The organism is Streptomyces sp. NPDC051041, from assembly GCF_044456065.1.
In the GTDB taxonomy this organism is placed as follows: Bacteria; Actinomycetota; Actinomycetes; order Streptomycetales; family Streptomycetaceae; genus Streptomyces; species Streptomyces glaucus.
The window spans coordinates 164,461-184,431 of record NZ_JBITFM010000007.1 but is presented as its reverse complement, the minus strand read 5'-3'; the positions used below and the strand labels follow the sequence as shown (position 1 = coordinate 184,431).

The following is a 19,971-nucleotide window of genomic DNA, read 5'->3' as shown; positions in this document are numbered from 1 at the left end:
CCGGTCGGGCGGGGCGCCGGTCAGGCGAGCGTGGCGACGAGGACCGCCTTGATGGTGTGCAGACGGTTCTCCGCCTCGTCGAACACGACCGAGTGCGCCGACTCGAACACCTCGTCCGACACCTCCAGGTACGTCAGGCCGTGCGCCTCGTGGATCTCCCGGCCGACCTTGGTGCCCAGGTCGTGGAAGGCGGGCAGGCAGTGCAGGAACTTCACGTCCGGGTTGCCGGTGGCGCGCAGCACGTCCATGGTCACCGCGTACGGGGCGAGGGCGGTGATCCGCTCCTCCCAGACCTCCTTGGGCTCCCCCATGGAGACCCAGACGTCGGTGGCGACGAAGTCGGCGCCGCGCACGCCCTCCTGGAGGGACTCGGTGAGCGTGATGCGGGCGCCGCTGGACCCGGCGAGCTCACGGGCCCGGTCGACGACCTCCTGGGCGGGCCAGTAGGTCTTCGGGGCGACGATCCGCACGTCCATGCCGAGCAGGGCCGCGGTGACGAGGTAGGAGTTGCCCATGTTGAAGCGGGCGTCGCCGAGGTAGGCGAACGCGGTCTCCGTCAGCGGCTTGGCGCAGTGCTCGGTCATGGTGAGCACGTCGGCGAGCATCTGGGTGGGGTGCCAGTCGTCGGTCAGGCCGTTGTAGACGGGCACGCCCGCGTACGCCGCCAGCTCCTCCACCTTGGCCTGGCTGTCCCCGCGGTACTCGATCGCGTCGTACATCCGGCCGAGCACGCGCGCGGTGTCCTTCACGGACTCCTTGTGGCCGATCTGCGACCCGGACGGGTCGAGGTAGGTCGTCGAGGCGCCCTGGTCGGCGGCGGCGACCTCGAAGGCGCAGCGGGTGCGCGTGGAGGTCTTCTCGAAGATCAGCGCGATGTTCTTCCCCCGCAGGTACCGGGTCTCGGTCCCGGCCTTCTTGGCGGCCTTCAGCTCGGCGGCCAGCTCGACCAGACCGAGGAACTCCCGCTCGGTGAAGTCGAGCTCCTTGAGGAAGTGGCGGCCGGCGAGGGCGGTCGGGACTGTCGCCATGGGGCGCTCCAGAGGTGCAGGTACAGAGGACTTTTGGAATTCTATACGAGATCCAGAATTTATATACGACCCGCCCCCGCGCTGCCCGGATCCGCGCCTCCCGCCCCCACGCTGCCCGGGTCCGCACCTCCCTCTCCCCCGCCGCCTGCCCCCGTGCCCCTCTCCCCGCGGCCACCTTCCCCCGCTGCCGCCCGCCCCCTCATGCCGCCCGCCCCCGTACGGGGTCCCGCTCGACGGGGCAGCTCATGCAGCGCGGCCCGCCCCTGCCCCGGCCCAGCTCGCTGCCGGGTATCTCGATCACCTCGATGCCCTGCTTGCGCAGGTGCGTGTTGGTGGTGGCGTTGCGCTCGTAGGCGACGACGACGCCCGGCTCGACGGCGAGGACGTTGCAGCCGTCGTCCCACTGCTCCCGCTCGGCCGCGTGCACGTCCTGGGTGGCGGTCAGCACGCGGATCTCGCTCAATCCGAGCGCGGCGGCGATCGCGCGGTGCATGTGCTCCGGCGGATGGTCGGTGACCTTCAGCTCCTTCTCGCCGTCGCCCGGCTCGATGGTGTACGAGCGGAGCATGCCCAGGCCCGCGTACTGGGTGAAGGTGTCGCCGTCGACCATCGTCATCACCGTGTCCAGGTGCATGAACGCGCGCCGCTTGGGCATGTCGAGGGCCACGATCGTCTCGGCGGAGCCGGCCGCGAACAGCTTGTGCGCGAGCATCTCCACCGCCTGCGGCGTGGTCCGCTCGCTCATGCCGATCAGGACCGCCCCGTTGCCGATGACGAGCACGTCCCCGCCCTCGATGGTCGACGGGTAGTCGGCCTGCCCCTGGGACCACACGTGGAACGGCTCGCCGTGGAACAGCGGGTGGTACCGGTAGATCGCCTCGAAGTGCACGGTCTCGCGCTGCCGGGCCGGCCAGCGCATGGCGTTGATGGCGACGCCGTCGTAGATCCACGCGGAGGTGTCGCGGGTGAACAGGTGGTTCGGCAGCGGGCCGAGCAGGAAGTCGTCCAGCTCCATGACGTGGAAGCGCACGGAGGTCGGCTCCGGGTGCGCGTCCAGGAACTCCCGCTTGGTCATGCCGCCGACCAGCGCCTCGGCCAGTTCCCGGGCGGGCAGGGCGTCGAAGGCGGCGCGGAGGTGGTCGGTGGCCAGGGGGCCGTACTCCTTCTCGTCGAAGACCCGGTCCAGCACCAGGGCCCTGGCCTCGGGGAGCTCCAGGGTCTCGGTGAGCAGGTCGCCGAAGAGGTGGACGGCGACGCCGCGGTCGCGCAGGACGTCGGCGAACCCGTCGTGCTCGGCGCGCGCCCGCCGCACCCACAGCACGTCGTCGAAGAGGAGGGCGTCCTTGTTGCTGGGGGTGAGCCTTTTGAGCTCCAGATCCGGCCGGTGGAGGATGACACGGCGCAGCCGCCCGACTTCGGAGTCGACATGGAATCCCATGTCTCCATCCTGACCACCGGGACGCGTTTCATCCCTTGCTCGCGCGGGACCGTCCGGAGCGGGCGGGTCCTGCCGCCGGTGCCGCGACCGCCGCACCACCGCCCGACCGGACCGTCCCGTTCCGGAGCCGGGCGGGCCCGTCCCCCGTGAGAGCTACGCGCAGGTGTCCACTGTGAGGTGACGATTCCCGGTCGCCGTTTCCCTAGCGTTCGGTTCACCCGCGGCGCCCCGGCCGCGGGCCGGGCGAGGGGCCGGAAACGGAACCGGAGAAGGAGTCGTCGTGAAACTGGTGTGGCAGGTCCTGGCCGTGGTCGCGGTCGGTGCGGTCGGTGGCCGGAGCGTCACCGCGGTGCAGGACGACCCGTGGCTCTCGCTCCTCCTGGGCGGCCTGACGGCCGTGCTCTCGGTGTTCGTCTACCGGTGGGTCGTGGGGCGCACCGAGCGGCGCCCGGTCACGGAGCTGGCCCGGGAGGGAGCGCGGAGGTCGCTCCTCCGGGGCACGGTCATCGGTGTCGCGATGTTCGGGTGCGTCATCGCGAACATCTCCTTCCTCGGGGGCTACGAGGTCCACGGCTTCGGCTCGCCGACGGGGGCGATCGGGCTGGTCGGCTTCATGGCCGGCGCCGCCGTCACGGAGGAACTGATGTTCCGCGGCCTGCTCTTCCGGCTCGTGGAGCGAGGGCTGGGCACGTACATCGCGCTGGCGCTGTCCGGTGCTCTGTTCGGCGCGGCCCATCTGCTCAACGAGAACGCCACCGTGCTGGGCGCCGTCGCCATCGCGGTCGAGGCCGGCGGCATGCTCGCCGCCGCGTACGCCGCCACCCGCTCCCTGTGGCTGCCGATCGGCCTGCACTTCGGCTGGAACTTCGCGGAGGCCGGCATCTTCGGCACCGAGGTCTCGGGCAGCGGCGCCACGCACGGACTGCTGGACGCCTCGACGTCGGGCCCCGAGCTGATCACGGGCGGCGAGTTCGGCCCGGAGGCCAGCGTGTACTCGATGCTGTCCGGCGCGCTGCTGACGGTCGCCTTCCTGTGGCTGGCCCGCCGGCGCGGCACTGTCGTTCCCCGGCAGCGCGCCCGGCGCGCCGACGCCCTGGCTACACTCGGCCGGTGATGAGCCTTCAGGGGGCCGGCCGGGTGTGGCACCGGCTCGACGTCACCGTCCGCGACCTTCCGCTCGGGATGCTGTTCCTGGTCGCGTCGTTCCTGCCGGGACTGCGCGGCCAGGGGACACAGCTCGGGGACCTGCCGACCCGCCCCCTCGACGCGCTCGCCGTCGCGGCCCTCGCGCTCGAGAGCCTGCCGCTGGTGGTGCGCCGACGGTGGCCGCTCGTCTGTCTCGCCCTGGTAACGTGCGGCTTCGCCCTCGACCAGCTGCGCGGGTACCACTCGGCCGCCGGCACCGCGCTGCTCGTCGCGCTGATCAGTGCGGGATCCCGTCTGGAACGGCGCCGGCGCACCACCGCGGTCCTTCTCTCCCTGGCGTACGTGCCGCTGGCGGTCGCGCTCTCCCGGCTCGGTTCGGACGGCGAGACGCCGGCGGAGTTCGTGACGTTCTACCTGGTGCTGGCCCTGGCCTGGGGGGCCGGGGCGTGGCTGCGGTCCACCCGTCTCGCGGAGGCCGGACGCCGCGAGCGCGCCGCGGCGCGGGCCCGTACCGCCGAACGCGCCCGGATCGCCCGCGAACTGCACGACGTGGTGACCCATCACGTGACCGCGATGGTCGTACAGGCCGAAGCCGCCCGCTACCTGACCGCCGCACCCGAGCGGCTCGAGCAGTCCCTGACCGCCGTCAGCGACACCGGCCGCCGCGCCCTCACCGACCTGCGCCACCTGCTCGACCTGCTCGACCCCGACCCCGGCACCGATCACGACCACGGCACCGGCACGGCGGAGGCCAAGGAACTCAGGACACCGGCCGTCGGCAGGATCCTCACCCTCGTCGAGCAGACCCGCCGGGCCGGACAGCCGGTGGACTTCACCGAACGGGGCACGCCGCCGACATCGGCCGGCAGCGCCGACCTCGTCGCCTACCGGGTGGTGCAGGAAGCCCTCACCAACGCCCTCAAGTACGCTCACGGCAGCCGGACTTCCGTCGAGGTACGGCACGGCGAGAGGGAGATCACCGTGGAGGTCGGCACGGACGGCGCCGGCTCACGCACCGCCGCCGACGGCGGCGGGCGGGGCCTGGCCGGCCTGCGCGAACGCGTCGACGTCCTGGGCGGCGACTTCAGCGCCGGCGCCGGCCCGGACGGCGGATTCACCGTACGGGCGCGCATCCCCGTCGGCGGCGCCTCGTGAGCGCACCCGTCCGGGTCCTGGTCTGCGACGACCAGGTGCTGGTCCGCACCGGTCTGGTCACCATCATCGACGCCCAGCCCGACATGGAGGTGGCGGGCGCGTGCGGAGACGGACGGACCGGAGTCGAACTGGCCCGCGAGGTACGGCCCGACGTCGTCGTGATGGACATCCGCATGCCGGTCCTCGACGGCCTGGAGGCCACCCGCCTGCTGGCCGGCGCCGGCGTGCCCCACCCCGTCAAGGTCCTCGTGGTGACCACGTTCAACCTGGACGAATACGTCTACGAGGCACTGCGCGCCGGCGCCAGCGGCTTCCTCCTCAAGGACGCGCCCCCGGACCGGCTGCTCCACGGCATCCGGACCGTGGCCACCGGCGCGGCCCTCCTCGACCCCGACGTGACACGCCGGCTCGTCGGCCACTACGCCGCACGCATCCGCCCCACCGGGGACGCCTCCCGCCACCTCCCGCTCACCCCCCGCGAGCTGGAGGTCCTCCGCCTCATCGCGGACGGCCTGTCCAACAGCGAGATCGCCGCGGCCCTCGTCATCAGCCAGGAGACCGTCAAGACCTTCGTCTCCCGCATCCTCACCAAGCTCCAGCTCCGGGACCGCGTCCAGGCCGTCGTCTACGCCTACCGCCACGGCCTGGTCACCTGACACCGCCGTGCGCGCGGCGGCGCGCCGGGAACGCGACGTCGGCGCCGCCCGCCGGGGCGGCGGAAGCACCCTGGAGCCGCGGGTCCACCGGCTCCGACTCCAGTGCCGGCACGCCGAAGACCGCCTCGTGCGCCCGCCACAGCGGTTCGCCCTCCGCCGGCCGGTCCAGGGCCTCCAGGCCGAGGGCGTACTCGCGGATCGCCAGCGACCGCTTGTGCCGCGGGGACCGGGTGCGCAGCCGGGCCAGGCGGTCCGGGCGCGGGTACTCGGGACCGTAGACGATCCGCAGGTACTCGCGGCCCCGGCACTTGACGCCGGGCTGCACCAGGCGGCCCCGGGCGTCGCGGACCAGCGCGCCGGCCGGCTCGACGACCATGCCCTCACCGCCGCGGCCGGTCATCTCCAGCCTTGCCCCGGCCGCGCCGGACCAGTGCCACCGCGTCCACCTCCAGCAGCAGCGCCGCCGTGCAGCGCCCGGCGTCCGCCTCGGGGTAGAGGACGTGGGCCGTGCCGTAGGAGGTGGAGAACGCCTGCGCCTTGTCGGGGTGCTTGTGCAGCAGGAAACCGAGGTCGGTCGCCGGGCTTCCGGGAATGCCGGTGGTACTGATCGTCAGGAACATGACGAATCGCCTCTTAAGGTGTTCTACCCGCGCATATGTGTGATAGGGGGATGGGGGGCACGAGGACAACGTACCGGGCCCGGCCGGGCTCCGGCCGGGCATTTTCCGAGGCGGGACTGGCTCCCCGCGGCGGCACGGGAACGACCGCGCCCCCGGTCCCGCGGGGGACCGGGGGCGCGGGCCGTCCGTCACCGCGGCGGCACGGTCACGACAGCTGGGACTGGACCTGGGAGGAGATCAGTTCCAGGTGGTCCAGGTCGGACAGGTCCAGGATCTGGAGGTAGATGCGTTGGGAGCCGATCTCCTGGTAGCGGCCGATCTTGTCGACGACCTCGGCCGGGGAGCCGGCCAGGCCGTTGAGCTTGAGCTCGTCCACCTCGCGGCCGATCGCGGCGGCACGGCGGGCGACCTCGGCGTCGTCCCGGCCGACGCAGGCGACGAGGGCGTTGGAGTAGGTCAGGGCGTCGGCGGCCCGGCCCGCCTCCTCGGCGGCGGCCCGCACCCGGCCGAACTGGCGCTCGCTGTCCTCGATCGAGGCGAACGGGATGTTGAACTCGTCGGCGTACCGGGCCGCGAGGCGCGGCGTCCGGGTCGCGCCGTGGCCGCCGATGAGCACGGGGATCTTCTCCTGCGCGGGCTTGGGCAGCGCGGGCGAGTCCGTGAGGTCGTAGTACGTGCCGTGGAAGTCGAAGGTCTTGCCGACCTCGGTCGCCCACAGACCCGTGACGATCTCCAGCTGCTCCTCGAGGCGGGCGAACTTCTCCTTCGGGAACGGGATGCCGTACGCCTTGTGCTCCTCCTCGAACCAGCCCGCGCCCAGGCCCAGTTCGACGCGGCCGCCGGACATCTGGTCGACCTGGGCGACCTGGATGGCGAGCACGCCGGGAAGGCGGAAGGTACCGGCGGTCATCAGCGTGCCGAGGCGGATGCGCTTGGTCTCACGGGCCAGGCCGGCGAGGGTGATCCAGGCGTCGGTGGGGCCGGGGAGGCCGTCCACGGAGCCCATCTTCAGGTAGTGGTCGGAGCGGAAGAAGGCGTCGAAGCCGAGGTCCTCGGTGGCCTTCGCCACGGTGAGCAAGGTGTCGTAGGTGGCGCCCTGCTGGGGCTCGGTGAAAATGCGAAGATCCATGCTTCCATCCTGCACTCTCCCGCGCGGGCGGACGACGCCGGTCCTCCCCTGCGGCCCCTCCGGACCGGCCGGGCGGCCCGCGGCGGGCGCCCCGACGGGAGGAGACGCCCGCCGGGCGCCGGACGTGCGGGATCAGCTCGCCTCCCGCTGCGCCGGCACCTCCTCCCGGTCCGCCAGTCTCCGCAGCATCTGCAGGACGCGGTCCCTCGACTCGTCCGCCGCGTCGATGGCCTCCACGCACTGCCAGTACGTGCCCTCGTCGTCCGCGGCGCTGGCCAGGGCGACGAGGGCGATGCCGATCTCGCCAAGGAGGCCGTCGAGCCGGGTCAGGGCCTGCTGGGCGTCCCCCAGTTCGGTGAGCTGGGCGGCGCGCAGCTCATCGGGGGCGAGCTCCGGCCGCTCCAGCACCCCGCACCCCCGGCCCGCCAGCTCCGTCAACCCGATCGCCTCGCCGCGCAGTTCGGGCGGGCCCGACACCGCGAGGCGGCTGCCTATCGCCTGCGCGAGGGCCTGCGCCTGCCACACCTCCGCCAGGGTGTGGGGCACGTCACCGCTCGCGGCCAGGGCATGTCTGCTCGTCACGATGAGCCGCACCGCGTCCATCCGCTGTCCCCGTCCGCTCCGACGTGCTCCGCGCGCACGTCCCGCCCGAACTCCGTCGTCACTACCCAGAGTGAGGGCGAGCGGGACGAAAAGCTAGAGGAAGACGGAAATCTCTGGACAACAAATCGATAGCGGACCCGATTTTGACTACGGAGAGTAGTAGCGGACTCGATGGTTCCCTCGTGTTCGGCGGATGTCCCCCGGTGCGTCACGCGCCGCCGTCCCGCGCGTCCGCTCCCCCTACGCCCCGGGGTCGCCCGCCACCGGGAACCTCCGCTCGTTGCGGTCGATCTTGGCGTCGAGCGCGGCCAGGGGATCGATGCCGAGCACCTCGCACAGCTGGAGCAGATAGGCGAGGACGTCGGCGACCTCGTCGGCGACGCGGTGCGCGGTGCCGGGGTCGTCCATGACGCGCGCCGACTCCTCGGGCGTCAACCACTGGAAGATCTCGACGAGTTCGGAGGCCTCCACGCTGAGCGCGGCGACGAGGTTCTTCGGGGTGTGGTAGGGCTGCCAGTTCCGGGCGGCGGCGAACTCGGCGAGTCTGCGCTGCAGCCGCGTCACGTCCAGGGGTTCGGTCACGGTTCCAGGTGTACCACCGTGACCCCGTCCGTCCCGGCCGCCCACGAGGCGTCGCTCACCGCGCCGACCAGGCGGATGTGCCCGCGTCCGCACATCCGGGCCGCCAGCCGCAGCAGCTGGGTCCGCTGCCGCGGGTCCAGGCCCCGGTCGAAGCCGTCGGCGAGGACGGTCAGGGTCTGCAGGGCGGCGGGCACCTCGCCGGCCGGGTCCACCTCCAGCACCCCGGGGCCGGTGAGCAGCACCAGGGCCAGCGCGACGTAGCGCAGCTCGCCGTAGCCCAGCCGCCGGAAGTCGGTGCGCACCCCGTCGCCCCGGTCGAGCAGCGCGCGAACGGCGCCGCCGGGCAGCGGCTCGGCGAGCACGTCCGCGACCGGACCGGCGCATCCGGCGCGCACCGCGGCGACGAGCTGCGCGTGCCGCCGCCCGCACTCGACGCGGGTGCGCGACAGCACGTCGGCGAGGTTGTCGCAGCCGCCGAGCAGCCGCCCGGAACCGGCCGGCACCGGGTCCCGCATCCGGGCGGGCCGCGGGTCGCAGGCGAAGACGGAACGCAGGGCGACCACCATCTGCTCGGCCGCGGCGAGCACGCGGCGCTGCCCGTCCGTCCTGCCCGCCACCCGCAGCGGCAGCAGCGCGGTGCCGAGCCGGTCGTCCGGCAGCGGGGCGCGGGTCACCGGCGACGACCCGGCCGTGTGCCAGGCGGCCTGCACGCTGCGGCGCGAGGGGTCGCGCAGGGCGGTCTCCAGCAGGACCAGACCCCCGGACGTCAGCCGCTCCCCCACGATGCGCAGCTCGGGCTCGGCCTGGACGGCGACATCGAGCCGGACCCGCCCCGCGGGGCCGTCGGCGGTGCAGCCGATGCGGAAGCCGCGGCGGCGCTGGGCGTCGGGCCGGGCCCGCTCGGGCACGCAGGCGGCCGGATCGGGGAACGCCTCGTCCAGTCCGGCACCGCCGCCGAGCCGGGCGAGGGCCTCGTAGGCCCGCAGCGCGCCGGACTTGCCGCAGCCGCTGGGCCCGGCGAAGAGGGTCAGGGGCGCCAGCGCGAATCCGGCGCGCCGGTGCCCGGCGAAGGCGGACAGCCGCAGTTCGGTGACGCACGGCCGGTCCGGGCGGCCCTCCCCGCCCCCCGTCACGGGGAGCGGGGAGGGGTCGGCCGGCGCGGAGGACACGGTCATACCCGGACCGTAGGGCGGGCCCCGCCGGGCGAACCGTTTTGCCCCGGGTCCTTCCCACGATCGGGGGACCGGTCACGGCCCGGAGACCGCCGCGCCCTCCATCAGCCCGGTGACCTCGGTCCCGGCCGGGGTCAGCAGGAACACGTTGCGGTCGACGCGGTGCATCCCGCTCGCCAGGCCGAAGACGACGCCCGTGGAGAAGTCCAGGACGCGCTTGGCGACCTCGGTCTCCGCCCCGGTGAGGTCCAGCAGCACCGGGATCCCCGCCATCAGGGTCTCGGCGACCTCACGGGCGTCGGCGAACACATTGACCCGGAGGACGACGAAACGGCGACGGGTCTCCGTCTCGGCGTCCGGCAGGGAGCGGTGGTCGACCGCCGACGGCCAGGCGTCGCGCCCGCGCAACGGAACGACCTGGGCGAGCCCTTCCCACTGTTCATCGGTGACGTCGTGACTGTTCACCGGCTCCCCCCGCTTCGACTCGCCATTACTGCATGCACCAGCCAATTCTTACGCCATGTCACCCGTTCGGCCCAACTGCGACACGGTGCGCGAACGACTCGCCGCGCCCGCCCGTGGCGGCCGAGCGCCGGTGCCCGGGCCGCGCGGCCGCCCGGGTGGGGCCGGCGGGCAGGCCGGGTTCCCGGACCGGGCACGGGATATTCGTTCGCCGGCCGCCTTTCCGCCGGAGCCGCGGATGCGTGGATACCCGGACGCCCCGGTCCCCGGTCCCGATTTTCTGCCGGCGGCCCGTCCGATTCCGTGAGGGGAATTCCCCGGGTGCTCACGGATTCCCGGACGCACGAGAAGCCCCCGCTGACGGCGGGGGCGCTCGTGTTATTCAGTTATGGAGCGTGAGCGTCAGGCGTGCGCGTGCCCGCCCCGGTGTCCGCGCCCGTGGCTGCGGCCGGTGAACAGCCGGTACAGGGCAAGGAGGATGACGGACCCGACGATGGCCGCGATCCAGGTGGACAGATCGAAGAAACCGTCGATCGAGTCGACCCCGAAGATCACCTTGCCCAGGAAGCCACCGAGCAGGCCTCCGGCGATACCGATGAGCATGGTGATGATGATTCCGCCCGGGTCCTTGCCCGGCATGAGCGCCTTGGCAATTGCTCCCGCGAGCAGACCGATAACTATCCAAGCGATGATGCCCATGGCAGAATTTCTCCTCGCTGTCGGTTCGCTCATCGTGTTTCCCCGGAACGAACCTCCAAACCGGTGCGGCCCGCCCTGTGTTCGGCCGGCCCGGCGGCGTCCCCGGTACCCGCCGCCGGGAGCGGGACCGTTCCCGCGTCGAAGCCGGCGCCGGGGCGTGCGCCGATGTCCTCGGCCGGGGACCGGCCCCGGCGCCGCGCCGAGGCGGTCGTGGGACCCCGGTCCCGGCACCAGGCCCCTGCCGCGGAGGGCCTCGACCACCTCCGGGTGCTCCTCGCGGACGGCGCGCGGCATGTCCTCAGTCGCTCGCCGCGCCCGGCCGCGAGGCGGTGGAGCGCTCCGCCGCCGGCCTCCGCCGGGCGGAGGGCGCTGAGCTCGACACGGCCGGCGAAGCCGCCTCCGGCGCACGTCGCACTGCGGATCGGCTCGAACTCACCGCGGTGCCGGGACCGGCGGACGAGCAGCACCGGTCCCGGCCGTACCCGATCCGCCGCCCGGTGGCGGGGCGCGCGGCCTCCCTGTTCGAGGAGCGGGCTCCGGGCCGCCGACGACCGCCGAGTCGCGCGGCGGTCCCGCCGACGCGGCCGGCCGGACGGAGCCGCCCCGGGCCGCTAGGAGAGCTCGGGGGCGTTCCCGTCGAGCGTCCCTCCGCGTTCGTACGCCGCCGAGAACGCGGCGTCGCCCAGAGCGGCCCGTACCGCGGACTCGACGCGGTCCACGTCGCCCCGCTCGCCGTGCGGCAGCGGCGCTCCGACCGACGCGCGCGCCGCGGCCGCCGCGCCGAGCAGGACGGCGGCGTGCTCGTGCCGCCCGGCGAGGGCCCGGGCGCCGGCGAGTCCCTCCCGGGCCAGGGCCACCGCGCGCGGATCGCCGGTGGCGCGGGCCGCCGCCAGCCCTTCCCGGTGCCGGGCGAGCGCCGCCCCGACGTCGCCGCGCAGCTCGGCGACGAAGCCGAGTTCGGCCAGGATCAGGGCGGCGCCGTTCGCCGCGTCGAACCGCCGGTTCCACTCCAGCCAGCGGCTCAGGTACGCCTCGGCGTCGTCGAGCCTGCCCTGCCTGCGCGCGCTCAGGGCGAGGCCGATCTCGGCGAACTCCTCGGCCGGCCGGTCACCCTGCTCGACGGCCAGGCGTCGGCCGCGCTCGTGCAGGTCGTCGGCCCGGGTGTGGTCCCCGCTCAGCAGCGCCGTCCGGCCCAGTTCGGACAGGCGCACGGAGGCGTCCGTCCACAGGCCCAGTTCCTCGGCGATGCGCAGCCCCTCGCGGTGCAGCCGGCCCGCCTCCGCGTAGTCGCCCTCGATCTCGGCGACCCGCCCCAGCACCGCCATCGCCTGGAGCTGTCCCCACCGGTCGCCGGTCTCGCGGAACAGCGCGAGGCTCTCCTCGCCGTCCCGGCGTGACGAGCCGAAATCCCCGCACACGTACGTCTGCATGCCGCGCGTGCCCAGCCCCGCGGCGATCCCCCACCGGTCCCCCAGCGCCCGGGACTCGGCGAGTACGCGGTCCAGGAGTTCCTCGCCGACGGCCTGATCGCCGAACCGGGTGACGGCGAAGCCCAGGAACCAGCCGGCTCTGATCCGCTGCCGCGGGTCGCGGATGTCCTCGTACAGGGCGAGCGCGGAGCGGCTGTGTCCCGCGAGCCCGTCCGGATCGCCGGACAGCAGGCTCGTCCCGGTGCGCCACGCCACCGCCTGGGCGCGGTCGGCGTCGGCGCGGGGGTCGAGGGCGCCCGCCACGTCCAGGGCCCGGGTCAGGGAGCGCCGGGCCTCGCCGAGCCGGCCGCGCAGGAACCAGTACCAGACCATCGCCCGGGCGAGACGCAGCATCAGGCGGCCGTCGCCGTCGGCGGCGGCGCCGTCGAGCGCGGCGCGCACGTTCGCCGTCTCCGCGTCCAGGCGGCGCAGCCACTGCTGCTGCCGCTCGCCGCGCAGGAAGGGGTCGGCGCGCTCGGCCAGGGACGCGTAGTAGTGGGCGTGGGCGCGCCGCACCCGGTCGTGCTCGCCGGCCCGCAGCCGCTCCAGGCAGTACGCGGCCACCGATTCCAGGAGCCGGTAGCGCGGCCCGTACGCCTCGTGCGTGACGAACACCAGGGAGCGGTCGACGAGACGGGCGAGCAGGTCCAGCACCTCGGCCGGTTTGACGCCGTCCCCGGAGCAGACGGCCTCGGCGGCCTCCAGCGAGCAGCCGTCCGCGTGGACGGCGAGCCGCCGCAGCACCGTCCGCTCGGCCGCCGTCAGCAGCTCCCAGCTCCAGTCGATCATCGCGCGCAGGGTCCGCTGGCGGGCGGGCGCGCCCCGCCGGCCGGCGGTGAGCAGCCGGAACCGGTCGTCGAGGCGCTCGGCCAGCTCGTGCACCCCCAGGGCCCGGACGCGGGCCGAGGCCAGCTCCAGAGCGAGCGGTATCCCGTCCAGGCGGCGGCAGATCGCGGCCACCGCCACAGCGTTGTCGTCGGTCAGCTCGAAGCCCGGCAGGGTGGCCCGGGCCCGGGCGAGGAACAACCGCACCGCGCTGGAGCGGGCCAGGTCCGCGGCGGACGCGGCCGGGTCGGGCAGGTCCAACGGCGGGACCGGCCACACGTGTTCGCCGGCGACGTCCAGCGGCTCCTGACTCGTGGCGAGGATGCGGACGCCCGGGGCGTGCCGCAGCAGCGCCCGGGCGAGCCCCGCCACGGCCTCGATCACATGCTCGCAGTTGTCCAGGACGAGCAGCAGACGGCGGCCGCCCAGCGCGTCGGTGAGCCGGTCCGGCAGGGGGTGCGGCCGGCCGCCGGGCGAGGAGCCGGAGCCGGCGTCGTCGCGCACGCCGAGCGTCGCCGCCACCAGCTCGGCCAGTTCGCCGCCGGACGGAGCCGCCGGGGCCTGGGCCGCCAGCTCCACCAGCCACACCCCGTCCTGGTGTTCGGGGGCGAGCTGGGCCGCGACCTCCACGGCCAGCCGGGTCTTGCCCACGCCGCCGGGACCGGTCAGGGTGACCAGGCGGCTCGCGCGTACCCGGGCGCGTACCGCGTCGACGGAGTCCGCGCGGCCGATCAGGTCGGTGACGGCCGTCGGCAGATTGGTGCGGGGGCGGTGGGCCGCGGGGGCGCCGGCCCGCGCGGCCCGCGCGAGGTCCGGCCCCTCCTGCGCGGACGAGCGCCCCGGCCGCGGCCCGCGCGGATCCGCGCCGACGGGGCCCGGCGGGCGGCGCAGGACGGGGGGCCGGCGCAGGATCTCCTGGTGCAGCGCGGCCAGTTCGGGGCTCGGGTCCAGGCCGAGCTCCTCCTTCAGGCGCCGGCGCAGGTCGTGATAGCCGTCCAGGGCCTCGCTCGCCCGGCCCGCGCCGTACAGGGCCCGCAGGTGGGCCGCCCGCAGCCGCTCCCGCAGGGGGTGACGGCTCGTCAGGTCGGCCAGTTCGCCCGCGAGCAGCCCGTGGTCGCCCAGCTCCAGGCGGGCCTCCGCCTGGTCCTCCAGGGCCAGCAGCCGCTGCTCCTCCCACCGGGCGATCGCCGCGCGCGCGAACGGCTCGTCCGCGAAGTCCGCGAACGCGGGGCCCCGCCACAACGCCAGGGCGTCCGTCAGGAGATCGGCCCGTTCCTTGTGGCCCGCGGCGGTGCGGGCCCGCGCGGTGAGCGCCGCGAACCGGCCGGTGTCCACCGCCTCGCCCGCCACCGCGAGCAGATAGCCGGGGGCGCGGTGGAGCACCGCCTCGGCGGCTCCCGCCCGCGCGAGCACCCGCCGCAGGCGGGAGACCAGGGTCTGCAGGGCGCCCGCGGGATTGGCCGGCGGGGTGGTGCCCCACAGCTCGTCGATCAGCCGGTCGGCGGAGATCACCTGCCCGGGCGCCGTCAGCAGATCCGCCAGCAGAGCGCGGACCTTCGACTCCGGCACCGGCACCGGCGCCCCGTCGTCGGACCAGACGGCGAGCGGCCCCAGTACCCCGAAACGCATGGGAGCACCGTAGTACGCCGCGGTCGTCGCCTGGTGTGCGTCCGCCCCCTCCGGTCCGCGGCGCGGCCCGCCGCGACGCTGGACGGCAGCCCGCCGGACGGGCGTGACAGCGGATCGAAAGAAGGCCGCAAGGGCCGGCTTCCAGAGTGGGCGGGCGCCGGTGGTCACCGGCGCAGGCACGTACCGGGCACCACATCCGACCAGGGAGTCGAAGATGAGCAGGTTCGAGGGCAGGACGGCGGTCGTCACCGGCGGGACGCACGGGATGGGGCTGGCCATCGTCAGGCAGCTCGTGGACGAGGGGGCCGAGGTCGTCTTCACCGGGCGCGACGAGAAGAAGATCGAGGAGGCGCGCGCCGAGGTGAAGTCGGACCGGGCGCACGTCCTGCGCTCGGACGCGGCGAGCATGGCGGACATCCGCGCCCTGGCCGACTTCGCGCGGGAGAAGCTCGGCCGGGTCGACCACCTGTTCGTCAACCACGGCATCGCCGAGGTGCAGACCCTCGAGGAGGTGACCGAGGAGGCCTGGGACCGGGCCTTCGCCGTCAACACCAAGGGCGCCTTCTTCACCGTGCAGAGCCTCTCGCCGCTCCTCAACGACGGCGGCGCGATCGTCTTCACCACCGTCGCCAACGACCTGGTCTTCCCCGGCCTGAGCGCCTACGCCGGCTCCAAGGACGCGGTGCGCGCCTTCGCCCACGTCCTCGCCGCCGAGTTCCTGCCCCGCAGGATCCGCGTGAACGCCGTGGCCCCCGGCTACATCAAGACCCCGACCATGGGCGTCCCGGGCATGACCGCCGAGGAGCGCGCGGAGTTCGAGAAGCAGGGCGGCGAGACCACGCCGCTCAAGCGCATGGGCACGGTGGAGGAGGTCGCCGCCGCCGCGCTGTTCCTGGCCGCCGACGCCACGTTCACCACCAACGTCGAGTTCCCCGTCGACGGCGGCTTCGCCCAGGGCCTGACGGGCGCCGCGCACTGATCGCCGTTCGAAGCACTCCCCCGCGGATCCGCCCCGCCCGGCACCGGCGGGGCGGGTCCGCGGGATCCCTCGCTGCCCGTGCCCCTCCCCCGAGCGGAACCGCGGCGGGAACCCCACCCGGCCGGGACCGAGCTCGGCCACCGGGACGAGCCGCCGCGCGCCGGAGCGCGGGCCGCCGCCGGGGTCGGCGCGGGCCGGGAACACCACGGCGTCCGCGCGGCCGGGGGCGGAAATCGTCTCCTTGCGTCCGTTCGGCACCCAGCCGCACGTCGGCGCGGAGCTCACGCGGTACGGCATCGCGCTGGAGGAGGGCACGCTCGGCCGTCTCATCCCGCCGGCCCCCACCGGACCGTCGGAGTTCGACCCGCACCAGGGCTTCGCGAGGGTCGGGGCGCTGCGCGCGGCCCTCTTCGAGGGCTCCGAGTCCTACTTCGAGCGTCCCTTCGAGCCGCTGTACCGGCAGGACCTGCTGCAGCGGATCGATCCGCTGTCGCTGCGCGACCGGCTGAACCAGCTCGGTCTGTCGGCGGAGGACGAACTCCTCATCAGCAGGGGGACGGCGCTGCTCGCCGGCGGGACCAGTGCCCGGGGGCGCCCTGACGGTCCCGTGGCTCCAGGCCGGCAAGACGACCAGCCAGGAGCGGCTCTATGTCGGCTTCAGCGTCGATCCGAACCGCAACGCCTCCGACCCGGCCCGGGCCGGGGCGGCCGTGAGGCAGCTCGGCGTCGAACTGGACATCATCTCGGTCACCGCCCACGCCTACGGCAAGGACGAGTTCGCGCACGGCGGCTGGGCTTATCGCAAGCCGAGGCAGCTGACGACGCTGTACCCGCAGGTCCTGCAGCCGAGCGGACGCGTCGCGTTCGCCAGCGGCGGCACCGCCAACGGCTGGAGCGGCTACATCGACGGGGCGATCGAGTCGGGCCTGCGCGCCGCGAAGTACGTGCGGACGCTCGGCTGGCCCGGTGATGGCGGACGGCCCGGCCGGCGCGCCTCGCGCCCGGCCGGGCCGCTCGTCCGCCTCCTCCCCTGGCGGGCGGTGGCCGCTCGCTCAGCGGACGTCCCCGTACCAGCGCCAGTCCGTCCGCCGCTCCAGACCGGGCAGGGCGGCCCTCCCGGTACACCACAGCAGGGTCTCGGACGGCCGGAAACCCGACGGCGCGTCGGGGAACAGCCGCTCGACGGTGGGCTCGCAGAGCTCGTCCGGCAGGGGCCGTTCCACCCCGAAGGTCTGGGCGATGTCCCGGCTGTGCAGGAGGACTTCCAGCACGCACATGGCGCCGAATCCGGCGGCGTCGGCGGTGCCCCAGGGGTGGAACGCCCGGACCTCGGGACCGGTCGAGCGGATCGTGGAGGCGAGCAGGGTGCCTCCGACCCGGATGCCCTCGACCGCCAGTTCGGGCGGTGTGCCGTCGTCCACGGAGATGCGCAGGCCGATGTAACGGTCGACGGGCTGGGCGATGAGCAGGGCCGAGTAGCCGAACACGGCCTGCGACAGATGGGAGATCGTCTGGTAGCAGCTCCACTCCAGCTCTCCCGCGGGGCGGAACCAGTCCTGGTCCGTGCATTTGTCGAGAACGGAGGTGCTGAAAGAGGTCGCTTCGGTGACGAGTTCGGGCCACATGTTCTTCATTCCTCTCATGTTGCCAGCGGCCGGTTTTCCCATGCCGCCTTCTTCTGCGATGGACCCATTCGATGGCAATCAGCTGACAGTTGGGAGAGTCCCGGAAAATTGCGATTACCGTCACATGACTGTGTGCTTGCGGTCCGTCAGTAGCGTGTGACCGAAATCAATTCCGGTGTACTGAGGAGCGCAGGCGTGTCCGTGGATGGCGAGCTTACCTCTCTGCTCGAGGTGGTGCGGGACGTTGTTCCCGCCCTCCGCAAGAACGGTGCCGAGGCCGAGGGCCAGCGCTGGATTCCCGAGGAGAACACCGCACTCCTGGAAAAGGCCGGGGTGTTCCGCATGGCGGTGCCGCGTCGCTTCGGCGGCCTGGGCCTCGGCGTGGCCGACCAGAGCGGGGTCATCGCCGAGAGCGCCCGTGGCTGTCCCTCCACCGGCTGGCCGGCCATGGTCTGGATGACCAGCGCCTGGGCGGCCGGCCTCTACTCCGACCAGGCGCAGGAGGAGGTCTTCGCAGACGGTTCGGTGCGCGTCTCCATCGTCTTCGCACCGAACGGCACGCTCGTGCCCGCCGGGGCGGCTACCCTCTCAACGGCACCTGGAAGTTCAACTCCGGCTGCCGCGGCGCCCACTGGAACCCGGCGGCGGCCATGCTGCAGCGGCCCGATGCACCGAGGAGGGGGTCATCGCCCTGGTGCCGACGGACAGGATGACCGTCGACGACGACTGGGACGTCTCGGCCGGTGCCGGCACGGGCAGCACGACCACCGTGGCGAAGGACCTCTTCGTGCCCGCCCACCACGTGGTCGCCTACGAGGACGCGACGGCCGGCGCCGGCAGGCGGTCGAGGTGCTCTTCAGGGCGGGCGGCGGCTCGGGAAGCGGTTACGACGCCTTCGGGTCCTGGAACAGCTCGATCATGGCCGCGTAGCTGTTGTCGCCGTGCCCCTTGTCGAGGGCGCGCTTGACCAGGGCGTGGACGAAGGCGGGCAGCTCGGTGCTGACCCCCTGCGTCTCGCTCTCGTGGAGCAGGTGCTCGATCGAGGCGAAGTGGGTCGACAGCTTGGCGTCGTTGGCCGGGTACTTGGCGTCCCCGGCGTCGATCTGGCCCGCGTAGTCGGTGGCGAAGAGCTTGACCGCGTCGAGCCACGAAGTGGCCCAGGGCAGGAAGGCCGTGGCGTCGATGCCGGCGCTCTTGAGCAGTGCCGCGCCGTGGACGAAGCTGTTCAGGGTGCCCCACATGACGCCGAGCAGCGCGACGTCGTACAGCACCGCGAGACCGGGATCCTCGCCCACGTACGTGGTGCGGCCGCCGAGCAGCTTCAGCGTGGCCTCGTGCTTCTCGAACGCGCTCGCCGAGCCGCTGTAGAAGAGCACGGCCTCGTCGCCGCCGATCATCGCCGGAATGGCCATGATGGCGCCGTCGAGGTACGCGGCGCCCCGCTCCGAGGCCCAGGTCTCCGTCTCACGGGCCTGCTCCGAGGAGCCGGAGGTCAGGTTGGCGAGTACCCGGCCGGACAGGGCGCCGTCCAGGGGGTCGAGGACCTCGTGCATCGCGTCGTAGGTCGTCAGGCAGACGACGACGAGCTCGCTGGCGGTCACCGCCTCCGCCGCGGTGGGCGCGAGCACAGCTCCTTCCCGGACGAGATCGGCCGCCTTCTCGGGGGTGCGGTTCCAGACGGTCGTCGGGTGACCGGCACGGAGAAACGCGGCGGCTAATGCCTGCCCCATGAGCCCCAGGCCGATGACCGTAACCGGAGAGCGGTCGTTGCCCGCCATTACAACTCCTCTGCATTTCCAGGAGAGCCGGGCGCCGTGTGTTGCGCACTTCGGCTCTCCATGTGAGTCGTCAAAACGCGTCGAAACCGCCGAGCAGGGATGATTCTTACCCCTTTTCTGTTCGGCGGCGACGCGTTAAGGCTTCCAGAACCGGGTCAGGGGGTCAAGTAGTTACTTCCGAGTGACCACTTACCGATAGGTAAGTGTCGTGGCGCGATTTCGACGGAATCCGGGCGCGCCGAGCCCGGAACACGGGCTCGGATAAATCCGCCGTTCCGGATGCGACGCAAGCGCGCATGAACTCCGGGAAACAGGAACGCGGACCCGCGACGAGTTTCTGATGCGGCGCACGGGCCACGTCGCCCGTGCCCTCCCGCCGACGAGGCGCCGGCCCCGGACGGGACGGCGGCCTGCGCGGGCCGGGGGCGCCTCCATGCCTTTCGTCGAGCGAGCCGGGGCTCCTCGATGCGTGGAGGTGCCGTCCCGGCTCGATGATGACCGTGCGCGCTCGTCAGGCGGCGATGGGGCCGGAAAGGGCGTGCGACACCGCCGGACGAGGACAGGAACCACCGGCCCCCGCAGGCGCTGCGGGATCTCTTCGCCACGCGTTCACGTCGGCAGGCGGGCCGGTGCGGGCCGTAGCCGTCCATGACGGAGTACCCGACGAGCGGGTTGGCCGTCCGCCCGTGGACGGACAGGCAGCCGCTGCCGGACGGGGCGGAGCCGCCCGGCCGCTTCACGGTTCTGCGACCGCCGGTGGCCCGGTCCTCGCCGGCCGCGAAGTTCCCGCGGTCGTTCGGGACGGCGGTGCAATGGCCGGCGTCGCCGAGCGCCGTGGGGACCGTTCCGACACCATCCGTTCAGAAATGGCGGTAGCAGCCGCCCTGCGTGCCGTTCCGCGGCGTGGTGACGGTCTCGGCGGCGTGGGCGGTGCCGGGCAGCAGCAGCGAGCCGGCGGCGTGGGCCGGACCGCCTG

Annotated in this window: 16 protein-coding genes and 4 pseudogenes; 6 read left to right on the top strand and 14 right to left on the bottom strand. The window is 73.6% G+C overall.

Going from position 1 to position 19,971, the window contains the following annotated elements; translation table 11 throughout:
• Positions 1–20: 20 nt before the first annotated feature.
• Positions 21–1,028 (bottom strand): ornithine carbamoyltransferase, encoded by a 1,008-nt coding sequence (gene argF, locus ACIBAI_RS14915; RefSeq protein ID WP_399034212.1) that lies wholly within the window; start codon positions 1,026–1,028, stop codon positions 21–23.
• Positions 1,029–1,227: 199 nt separating this feature from the next.
• Positions 1,228–2,466 (bottom strand): arginine deiminase, encoded by a 1,239-nt coding sequence (locus ACIBAI_RS14910; protein WP_344600360.1) that lies wholly within the window; start codon positions 2,464–2,466, stop codon positions 1,228–1,230.
• 280 nt (positions 2,467–2,746) lie between these two features.
• Between ACIBAI_RS14910 and ACIBAI_RS14905 the strand changes: the two genes are divergently transcribed.
• From ACIBAI_RS14905 to ACIBAI_RS14895, 3 genes are read left to right on the top strand one after another with little or no spacing between them, the layout of a single operon-like run.
• Entirely contained in the window at positions 2,747–3,580 is an 834-nt protein-coding gene (locus tag ACIBAI_RS14905; protein ID WP_399034210.1) for a lysostaphin resistance A-like protein, read from the top strand.
• Positions 3,580–4,767: a sensor histidine kinase gene (locus tag ACIBAI_RS14900; RefSeq protein WP_399034425.1), complete on the top strand. Its 1,188-nt coding sequence runs from the start codon at positions 3,580–3,582 to the stop codon at positions 4,765–4,767. Before ACIBAI_RS14905 ends, ACIBAI_RS14900 begins: the two co-directional genes overlap by 1 nt.
• Positions 4,764–5,423: a response regulator gene (locus ACIBAI_RS14895; protein WP_399034209.1), complete on the top strand. Its 660-nt coding sequence runs from the start codon at positions 4,764–4,766 to the stop codon at positions 5,421–5,423. Before ACIBAI_RS14900 ends, ACIBAI_RS14895 begins: the two co-directional genes overlap by 4 nt.
• A gap of 73 nt (positions 5,424–5,496) precedes the next feature.
• Here ACIBAI_RS14895 and ACIBAI_RS14890 read toward each other — a convergent pair.
• The 9 genes and pseudogenes from ACIBAI_RS14890 to ACIBAI_RS14850 all read right to left on the bottom strand — a co-directional run.
• Positions 5,497–5,829, bottom strand: a pseudogene (locus tag ACIBAI_RS14890) (polynucleotide kinase-phosphatase); the annotation flags it as partial.
• Positions 5,813–6,043, bottom strand: a pseudogene (locus tag ACIBAI_RS14885) (3' terminal RNA ribose 2'-O-methyltransferase Hen1); the annotation flags it as partial. The pseudogenes ACIBAI_RS14885 and ACIBAI_RS14890, both read right to left, overlap by 17 nt.
• A 205-nt stretch (positions 6,044–6,248) precedes the next feature.
• Positions 6,249–7,172, bottom strand: a complete 924-nt coding sequence (locus ACIBAI_RS14880; protein WP_344600365.1) for an LLM class F420-dependent oxidoreductase — start codon at positions 7,170–7,172, stop codon at positions 6,249–6,251.
• Between the two features lie 132 nt (positions 7,173–7,304).
• Entirely contained in the window at positions 7,305–7,775 is a 471-nt protein-coding gene (locus ACIBAI_RS14875) for a DUF6099 family protein (protein ID WP_399034206.1), read from the bottom strand.
• Positions 7,776–8,015: 240 nt separating this feature from the next.
• Positions 8,016–8,357, bottom strand: a complete 342-nt coding sequence (locus ACIBAI_RS14870; protein ID WP_399034205.1) for a nucleotide pyrophosphohydrolase — start codon at positions 8,355–8,357, stop codon at positions 8,016–8,018.
• The gene (locus tag ACIBAI_RS14865; RefSeq protein ID WP_399034204.1) at positions 8,354–9,532 is read right to left on the bottom strand and encodes an ATP-binding protein; all 1,179 of its coding nucleotides are present in this window, start codon (positions 9,530–9,532) and stop codon (positions 8,354–8,356) included. Before ACIBAI_RS14865 ends, ACIBAI_RS14870 begins: the two co-directional genes overlap by 4 nt.
• Before the next feature lie 72 nt (positions 9,533–9,604).
• On the bottom strand, positions 9,605–9,994 hold the full coding sequence (locus ACIBAI_RS14860) for a cell division protein SepF (RefSeq protein WP_344600372.1): 390 nt from the start codon (positions 9,992–9,994) through the stop codon (positions 9,605–9,607).
• Positions 9,995–10,393: 399 nt separating this feature from the next.
• Complete coding sequence (locus ACIBAI_RS14855) at positions 10,394–10,690, bottom strand: GlsB/YeaQ/YmgE family stress response membrane protein (protein WP_399034203.1); 297 nt, start codon at positions 10,688–10,690, stop codon at positions 10,394–10,396.
• Positions 10,691–11,301: 611 nt separating this feature from the next.
• On the bottom strand, positions 11,302–14,613 hold the full coding sequence (locus ACIBAI_RS14850) for an AfsR/SARP family transcriptional regulator (protein ID WP_399034201.1): 3,312 nt from the start codon (positions 14,611–14,613) through the stop codon (positions 11,302–11,304).
• A 214-nt stretch (positions 14,614–14,827) separates the two neighbouring features.
• On the opposite strand from ACIBAI_RS14850, the gene ACIBAI_RS14845 reads away from it, so the two are divergent.
• Positions 14,828–15,592 (top strand): SDR family oxidoreductase, encoded by a 765-nt coding sequence (locus tag ACIBAI_RS14845; RefSeq protein ID WP_399034199.1) that lies wholly within the window; start codon positions 14,828–14,830, stop codon positions 15,590–15,592.
• 581 nt (positions 15,593–16,173) lie between these two features.
• A pseudogene (locus tag ACIBAI_RS14840) lies at positions 16,174–16,479 on the top strand (monoamine oxidase); the annotation flags it as partial.
• A gap of 165 nt (positions 16,480–16,644) precedes the next feature.
• Here the strand turns inward: ACIBAI_RS14840 and ACIBAI_RS14835 are convergent.
• Positions 16,645–17,226 (bottom strand): hypothetical protein, encoded by a 582-nt coding sequence (locus ACIBAI_RS14835; protein WP_399034197.1) that lies wholly within the window; start codon positions 17,224–17,226, stop codon positions 16,645–16,647.
• Positions 17,227–17,373: 147 nt separating this feature from the next.
• On the opposite strand from ACIBAI_RS14835, the gene ACIBAI_RS14830 reads away from it, so the two are divergent.
• Entirely contained in the window at positions 17,374–18,147 is a 774-nt protein-coding gene (locus ACIBAI_RS14830; protein ID WP_399034195.1) for an acyl-CoA dehydrogenase family protein, read from the top strand.
• On the opposite strand, the gene ACIBAI_RS14825 is transcribed toward ACIBAI_RS14830, so the two are convergent.
• Both ACIBAI_RS14825 and ACIBAI_RS14820 read right to left on the bottom strand, forming a co-directional pair.
• Positions 18,102–18,995, bottom strand: a complete 894-nt coding sequence (locus ACIBAI_RS14825; protein ID WP_399034194.1) for an NAD(P)-dependent oxidoreductase — start codon at positions 18,993–18,995, stop codon at positions 18,102–18,104. The two genes, ACIBAI_RS14830 and ACIBAI_RS14825, sit on opposite strands and share 46 nt — an antisense overlap.
• A gap of 155 nt (positions 18,996–19,150) precedes the next feature.
• Positions 19,151–19,843, bottom strand: a pseudogene (locus ACIBAI_RS14820) (glycoside hydrolase family 11 protein); the annotation flags it as partial.
• Positions 19,844–19,971: the final 128 nt, after the last annotated feature.